Source organism: Phormidium sp. CCY1219, from assembly GCF_055795085.1.
Genome location: NZ_JAYFEQ010000404.1, coordinates 1 through 818, shown reverse-complemented (window position 1 = coordinate 818; position 818 = coordinate 1). Strand labels below are relative to the sequence as shown.

1 pseudogene is annotated in these 818 nt (G+C 45.0%); it reads right to left on the bottom strand.

The annotated features are described in order from the left end of the window. A pseudogene (locus tag AC0QH1_RS08625) lies at positions 1 to 818 on the bottom strand (reverse transcriptase N-terminal domain-containing protein); the annotation flags it as partial.

Below are 818 nucleotides of genomic sequence, written 5' to 3'. Positions count from 1 at the left end.
GAAAGTACCACAAAGTCATCGGCATATCGGATGATTTTCGGACGATAATTAACGTCTCGCTTTCCGTTAATGTTCTTCCTTTGAGGAAAAGCATTTACAACCGAATTTATCATTCCGTGTAAGGCAATATTGGCCAGGAGTGGGCTAATGAATCCACCTTGTGGAGTTCCAGCCTCTGTTACCTCGAATACGCCATTATCCAAAACTCCGGCTTTAAGCCATTGTTTGATTTTCCGTTTAATCACGGATGGACAATCTAGTTTGGACAGTAGGTAATCATGGTTGATTCGGTCGAAGCATTTTGCAATATCTGCATCTAATACCCAGTTAGGTTTCTTATGAACCTTTTTGAATATGGCGTCAATTGCGTCATGTGCTGACCTTCCTGGCCTGAACCCATATGAGTCTGCTTCAAACCGAGCTTCCCATTGCGGTTCTAGTGCCAGTTTTACCAGGGCTTGCTCAGCTCTATCCTTTATCGTCGGAATCCCTAAAGGACGCTTTTCATCGCGCCCTGGCTTTGGAATCCATACTCTGCGTAAGGCGCGGGCTTTGGAGTTACTCCCAAGTTTTTGGGCTAATTCCAGTCGTTGTGTTGGCCAGAGGGATTTTACTCCGTCTACTCCGGCTGTTCTTTTGCCCTGATTGTCTTGGGTTATTTTCCTTACTGCCAAGAGCTTCGCGTAATAGGACTTACTCAGGAGTCTTTGAAGATGCCTTGCTTTCTTGGACTGTCCAGACCCGTTCAGCTTTGTAAATTGATTTTTGCAGCTTAAATACCCGTCGATGGACTTTTGCCCAATTGATGGTATTCCATG